Genomic DNA, 6476 nt, shown 5'->3' on the forward strand with positions numbered 1-6476 from the left:
TTTTTGTTAAATTTATTCAAAATTCCTGTCTAACAAGGCCCCTGTTTGTTCAGCCATGACACGGGCTGGTAAAGGCATTCCATTCTTGAACCACCATTCTACTGCCCCAACAACCGCTGAACCAAAGAATTGAAGAATCACATCATCACTTAATCCTTGATTTTTTCCTTTGGTTGTATCCACTTCAGGTTTAAATTCTTCAATAACTAAATTAAGAAAGCGACTTCGAAAATAAGGAGCCCCTTTACTTGCCAACATAGTTGAAAAGAATAAATAATTCCGCTCAAAGTATTCGAACCAAACATAATTTCCTTCTTGGAAAGTCAATTCGGAAGCTGACCGGCAAAGTTCCCGGAGTTTGTTTATATGTTCTTCAATTATCTTATCCAGTAAGTCGTATTTATCAGTGTAATGAAGATAGATGGTTCCCCGGTTAACATTTGCTCTGTCTGCAATATCCTGAATGGTAATGTCGTCAAAACCCTTTTCAGACATCAGTTCCGTAACAGCATTTTTTATAGCTACTTGACTTTTGGCTATTCTTCTATCTACTTTAGATATTTTCATTCACCAATCTTTCTGGAGATATTCAACAATTTTAATGGATTTGTTGAGTAATCAACGAATTGTGCTAAATTAACCATTGAAAGCATGAAAGTCTTTTTTATAATTATAAACATATGTTGATTATTCAATCAATATTTATTTTAAACAAGCATTAAGTTCAGCTACCTTTTGGAATAATAAAAGTAAATGAAGTTCAAGTAGGAGGCTATTTTATGGGCCGTATTGAAAAGAGCAGAGAAAAATACAAACAGCTATTTGGTGATGGAGCACCTGCAACATACGCTACCGATCCTGATTTTCAGGACATTCTTAGCCGCTTTATTTTCGGGGAAGTTTTTTATCAAGGCAACCTGGATGACAAGCAACGTGAACTAATTACTCTAGTTGTGCTTACAACCAATCAGACTTTGCCTCAGCTCAAGGCACATGTTGGTGCGGCACTAAACGTTGGACTCACACCTGTAGAAATCAAAGAGGCTATCTACCAGTGTGCCCCGTACATTGGATTTCCCAAAACATTAAACGCCATCAATGAAGTCAATGAGGTTTTCAAAGCGAAGAATATTCCTTTGCCGATTGAAAGCCAAAAACAGGTTGATGAAGATAATCGTTTTGACAAGGGGCTTTCGGTGCAAGTAGAGATTTTTGGTGATATCATTGCAAAAAATCGGGGGGCTGTCCCGGCTAATCAAAAGCATATTCAGGACTATCTTTCCGCTTTTTGCTTCGGAGATTTCTACACTCGTGGCGGACTCGATTTGAAAACACGGGAGTTGTTAACCCTCTGCATCATAAGTACGTTGGGTGGTGCCGAAGGTCAGGTGAAAGCTCACGTGCAAGGTAACAAAAATGTAGGAAATGACAAGGAAACATTGATCACCACCATTACCCACTGCCTTCCATATATGGGCTTTCCGAGAACATTGAATGCATTGGCTTGTATAAATGAAATGATTCCGGAAAATTAAGAAACTTTATTTATACGATGTAAAAAGTCAATAAAGTATTACAAAAAATATAACCATACAAAGGGAGAAAAACATGTTTAACGAAACTTACAAATTATCAAATGGCGTAGAAATTCCAAAATTAGGTCTTGGCACCTGGCTGCTTGATGATGCACAGGCAGAACAGGCAGTGCGTGATGCGGTATCTATCGGATATCGCCATATTGATACTGCTCAGGCTTATATGAATGAAGCAGGTGTAGGCGAAGCAATCCGTTCCTGCGGTATCGCAAGAGAAGAACTTTTCATCACGACAAAGGCTGCTGCAGAGTTAAAAACCTATGGTGCTGTTACGCAGTCCATTGATGAGTCTTTAGCAAAATTGGGACTGGATTACATTGACATTCTGATTATCCATAGCCCACAGCCTTGGAAGGAATTCCGTGAGGAGAAGCGTTACTTCGAGGAAAACAAGGAAGTATGGAAATCTTTGGAGGATGCTTATAAGACAGGCAAGGTAAAGGCAATCGGTCTTTCTAACTTCCTTCAGGATGATATAGAAAATATTCTTTCAAGCTGTGAGATTAAACCGATGGTCAATCAAATATTGGCACATGTAAGTAATACTCCATTTGAACTAATCGATTTTTTCCAGAAAAATGACATCCTGGTAGAGGCATATTCTCCAATTGCACATGGAGCCGTTCTTGATAATCCAGAGATTAAGGTAATAGCTGATAACTATAGGGTATCTGTTGCACAGCTTTGTCTGCGTTATTGCTTACAGCTTGGTCTTGTCGTTATTCCTAAGACGGCAAATCCGGATCATATGAAAAACAATGCAGAGCTTGATTTTGTTATTCAAGATGCAGATATGGAGACTTTAAAGAACGTAGAGCACATCCAGGATTATGGTGAGCATAGCTTCTTCCCGGTATTTGGCGGGAAATTAAAATAAACAGGTATTGAATAGAGGACGACAGATCTTACTTGTAACGGAAGTTCGAAAGCAGGAGGTATTAAACGATGGAATATCGAATTAATCCAACCGATGTATAACTTGGTTAAACGTCAAGCTGAAGTTGAAATTTTACCGATGGCTGCCTCCGAACAAATGGGGGTCATTACTTACAGTCCTCTTGGGGCTGGACTTCTTACAGGTAAATATGGAGTAAACAAACGTCCTGAGCATGGCAGAATTGTAGATGAGGCCCGCTATAGCGACCGTTACGGTGCCAATGAGGATTTTGTTGCAGCTGAACGGTTTACCAAATATGCACAGGAACATGGCGTAAAACCTGCAACTTTAGCAGTTGCTTGGGTAATGGCTAATCCCGCTGTTACTGCCCCTATCATTGGAGCACGTAACCTAGAACAATTAGAAGATTCGTTAGCTGCTTCGGATTTTAAAATGACACCAGACATGTATGCTGAAATTTCACGTTTGTCAAGAACACCTGCTCTCGCAACGGATCGAACAGAGGTATTGACTGGTAAATGGTCGTAAATCCAATTAATAATAAGGAAGTAGAGGGTTACATTATGAACTTAACGGGTTCAGTTAAGAGGTGTAAAAACTTCTTTTGACCATTATTATGACCAACAGAATGACAAGTCATTTTAATCAAGATTGACAAGAAAAAGGATGGCAAACGCCATCCTTTTTGACATATATTGAACAGATACCGTATTTCAGGAAACTTAAAGGATTAAGAAATGATGGTTACTTAAAATTGTAAAAAAGGAAATGATATATGGTGTACACGTGTATTTAATCATTGTTCGTTTTTCCCTGTTCCAACTTCAATCACTTAAAGGGCAATACAGCTAAGATTTATTTAAAAAAATGTCCTGCAAATAACAAAGTTTATTTTATATAATCTTCCAGTTTTACAAATTTATATCCTTGTTTTTGAAGGATAGGGATTGCATCCTTAAGACCTTCAAACGTTTCACCTTTTGGCTGATTCATGTGCATGATAACAATAGACCCTGGTTTTGCAGATAGAAGGGCATTCTTTACCTGTTGACGATTAAAAATTGCTTCCCTTCGGACCACCACAAGCATCAAACGTTAGAGCAATGACTTTTTCATTTGTCGGTAATCTAAGTATCACCCCAGGGATTTTCTCTCCCCAGAATTTGGGCTTTTGACCGACATACTTGTTTTGTATATAAGATTTCATTTTATGAAGATCAGTTTCAGCTTTTACCATTGGAGTGCCGATAGTGCCTGACACAAAAAGCAAAAAAAGGGAAATTACCATTAGTTTTGATTTCAAGATGAATCATCCTTTCCATGTACTTTTCTTCTATTTTCTTGCTGTTACCTTTCTTAAAAACGTAAAAAAGCCCACCTATAAAGGCAGATGCTTCCAACTTAAATACAGGTAATCGCATCACTATCTTGTATTAACGAAGGAGAGGATAGCGTTTTGTTGAAGTAAAGGCAGTTTTTATAAAGAGATGTAATAACCCACTAACGCACTCGTTTAATAGGGCTTACAACTATTACCCGATGTTCTGGGAAACACTGTCACAATCACCCCATCCATATTGTTGCCTGAAATTTCATACTGGCCATTCGCAGGCATAGCGAGCGTTGTATTTTGGGAGATAGGATAGTAAAAGATTTTATAGACTTGATGGTCTATTGTAGCCGTAATGGACTTCTGTTCCTTCAAAAAATCCATATATTCTTCTAGAGCGAAATTCTTTTCTTTCATAATCGCGCTGTGAGGGAAACCAACATAACGGATATGCCAGGGTTCATATTGAATTCCAGTAACATCCGTTTTATCCATTGGATAGCGTAATATAAAGCCGTATTTCCAGGCATTTTCTTTCAGCCACTTTCCTTCAGGCGCACGATCCATTTTCGTTACGCTTGATCCTACATCAAGTGATAAGCCTGAATTATGTTCACTATAACCTGCTGGCAAGGCATAATCAGCCCCCATTTCTTGGTAAAGCACACTTTGCTCATCAAAGTCACGATAGCCACTATTAATAATAAAATGACTAACCCCTTCCTTTACAGCATCATTAACCATCTCTGAAAATTTTTCTGTTATTCCTTTTGACAGATAAATATTCGTATCAAGCAACCCATATCCCTTTACCAATTCATGATGTTTAAATAAATTTACGATATCTGACTTCACACTTGCTTGGCGAACCGGATATTTACTGTTGATTAAGAGCAGATTTCCTTGATAAATCTGTTCTTTTCTAATTGTTTTCGTTTGGGTACTTTCAGAAGACTCTCTTTTATCTAAATGATCTTTGAAATTTTGATTATATTTTTGTATTTCTACTTTATCCTGAAAAAACAGTGCTTTATTCATGAAGACAAAACCTAAGCACAATAAAATTAACAATAAAAAACTCCACTTCTTCATTTTCAGTTTCCTCCTTAAGTGAACGTCTTGGTGATAATGCTGCGCAGGGTCAGCACACGGGATTTCGGGTATGTAGTCCTTAACGATAGCTTTCTGCAGGGTGATGACATTACAAAAAGGCTCGTTCTTACGGTTTTAAGTCTACCGCATAAGAACGAGCCGTTTTTTAATATTAAATTATTAATTTCCTAAGAAAAAGTAAAGATGACCTTGAGATTTTCCTAAGAAACGAGGTTCATTTCTTAGGAACTCCTTTTATCAACTAAGTCTGACAAGGCCGGAAGCTCTACCGTAAACGTCGTGTAGTTATCATTGCTTTCCGCGTAAATCTGCCCGCCATGCTGAACAATGATTTCTTTTGCAATCGCCAGTCCAAGTCCTGCGCCGCCCGTACCAGAAGAGCGGGCATCGTCCAGCCGGTAAAACTTTTCAAATATGGCAGCGAGCTTTTCTTTGGGGATGCTTCCGACATTCTTGAAAACGATGGACACCACATCTCCGGAAAGGCCTGCGGTAATGTCAATGACGCTGTTGTCCTCGCTGTATGCAGCAGCGTTTTTCAAAATGTTGTTAAAGACCCTCGCCAGCTTATCGGGGTCGCCGAATACGGTCAAATCCTCAGAAGCATGGATAACCGTTTGTTTTCCATTCGCGGCAAGCTGGGGATAAAATTCATCGGCCATCTGCACTAGCATATAGTATAGGTCTATGTGCTTTTTCGTAAGCGTAATCGCTTGGAGGTTATACCGTGTAATCTCAAAAAACTCGTCGATTAGCTGTTCGAGGCGATACGCTTTGTCCAACGTGATATGTACATACTTTGCCTTTTGCTCTACTGGCATGTCTGGAGCCTCGTCAAGCAGGCTCAGATAACCGATAACGGATGTAAGGGGCGTTTTAATATCGTGCGCCAAGTACATAACAACGTCATTTTTTCTTTGTTCGGCCAGCTTCGCATCCAGCTCTCGCTTTTCCAAAGTCCGTTTTAATGTGCCCAGCTTCTGTTCCATGAACTCCATTTCCGCAGAAAGCTCAATTTGTTTATCTTCGTTGTGAATAAGTATATCAATGCCGGTATTGATCTCGTCAAAGTATTTTGCAAATTTTGCAAGCATGATGCGGCATAGAATAAGAATACTAATGGCAATCGCCACATAAATAAAGATTTCCATATTGTTACGTATGGAATACTGATATATTTTCATCGCGTCTTGACGTTCTAAGTAAAAACTGTTTTCCAAAAAACGTACGATCCACTCCCCAAGTCTCCCCTTGAAAAATAATCGCAAAAACAATACGAATACAAATGCTGCCATAACAATCACAACGAGATACAGGTAGAGTTTTCGTTTTAGTTTGGAATAATCGGTTTTTTTATTCTTGTTTTTATTTTTCAATTTTATAACCAATCCCCCATACCGTTTTTATATACTTCGGATTATCAATGGTGTCGTTCATTTTTTCGCGCAGATGCCGGATATGCACGGTGATGGTATTGTTACTCTTGCTGAAATATTCTTCGCCCCATATCTCAGAAAAAAGCTGCTCGGAGCTAACCACA

General features: G+C 38.8%; 8 protein-coding genes. 3 read left to right on the top strand and 5 right to left on the bottom strand.

What is annotated here, in order from left to right; genetic code table 11:
• Positions 1 to 12: 12 nt before the first annotated feature.
• Positions 13 to 561 carry a TetR/AcrR family transcriptional regulator gene (locus JK635_RS19670; protein ID WP_202655647.1) on the bottom strand — a complete coding sequence of 183 codons (549 nt, stop codon included), beginning with the start codon at positions 559 to 561 and terminating at the stop codon, positions 13 to 15.
• Positions 562 to 779: 218 nt separating this feature from the next.
• Between JK635_RS19670 and JK635_RS19675 the strand changes: the two genes are divergently transcribed.
• The 3 genes from JK635_RS19675 (at position 780) to JK635_RS19685 (ending at position 3021) form a co-directional block, all read left to right on the top strand.
• Positions 780 to 1535, top strand: a complete 756-nt coding sequence (locus tag JK635_RS19675) for a carboxymuconolactone decarboxylase family protein (protein ID WP_202655634.1) — start codon at positions 780 to 782, stop codon at positions 1533 to 1535.
• Positions 1536 to 1608: 73 nt separating this feature from the next.
• Positions 1609 to 2472 (top strand): aldo/keto reductase, encoded by an 864-nt coding sequence (locus JK635_RS19680; RefSeq protein ID WP_202655635.1) that lies wholly within the window; start codon positions 1609 to 1611, stop codon positions 2470 to 2472.
• 84 nt (positions 2473 to 2556) lie between these two features.
• On the top strand, positions 2557 to 3021 hold the full coding sequence (locus tag JK635_RS19685) for an aldo/keto reductase (RefSeq protein ID WP_368857109.1): 465 nt from the start codon (positions 2557 to 2559) through the stop codon (positions 3019 to 3021).
• Positions 3022 to 3547: 526 nt separating this feature from the next.
• On the opposite strand, the gene JK635_RS19690 is transcribed toward JK635_RS19685, so the two are convergent.
• The 4 genes from JK635_RS19690 to JK635_RS19705 form a co-directional block, all read right to left on the bottom strand.
• Entirely contained in the window at positions 3548 to 3796 is a 249-nt protein-coding gene (locus tag JK635_RS19690; RefSeq protein ID WP_202655636.1) for a hypothetical protein, read from the bottom strand.
• Between the two features lie 210 nt (positions 3797 to 4006).
• Complete coding sequence (gene vanY / locus JK635_RS19695; RefSeq protein WP_202655637.1) at positions 4007 to 4915, bottom strand: VanY-A/VanY-F/VanY-M family D-Ala-D-Ala carboxypeptidase; 909 nt, start codon at positions 4913 to 4915, stop codon at positions 4007 to 4009.
• 242 nt (positions 4916 to 5157) lie between these two features.
• Entirely contained in the window at positions 5158 to 6324 is a 1167-nt protein-coding gene (gene vanS / locus JK635_RS19700) for a vancomycin resistance histidine kinase VanS (RefSeq protein ID WP_202655638.1), read from the bottom strand.
• Positions 6302 to 6476, bottom strand: a 175-nt coding sequence (locus tag JK635_RS19705; RefSeq protein ID WP_202655639.1) for a winged helix-turn-helix domain-containing protein, incomplete at its 5' end; no start/stop codon positions are given. The genes vanS and JK635_RS19705, both read right to left, overlap by 23 nt.

It is taken from the genome of Neobacillus paridis (assembly GCF_016765675.1).
GTDB lineage: Bacteria > Bacillota > Bacilli > Bacillales > Cytobacillaceae > Neobacillus > Neobacillus paridis.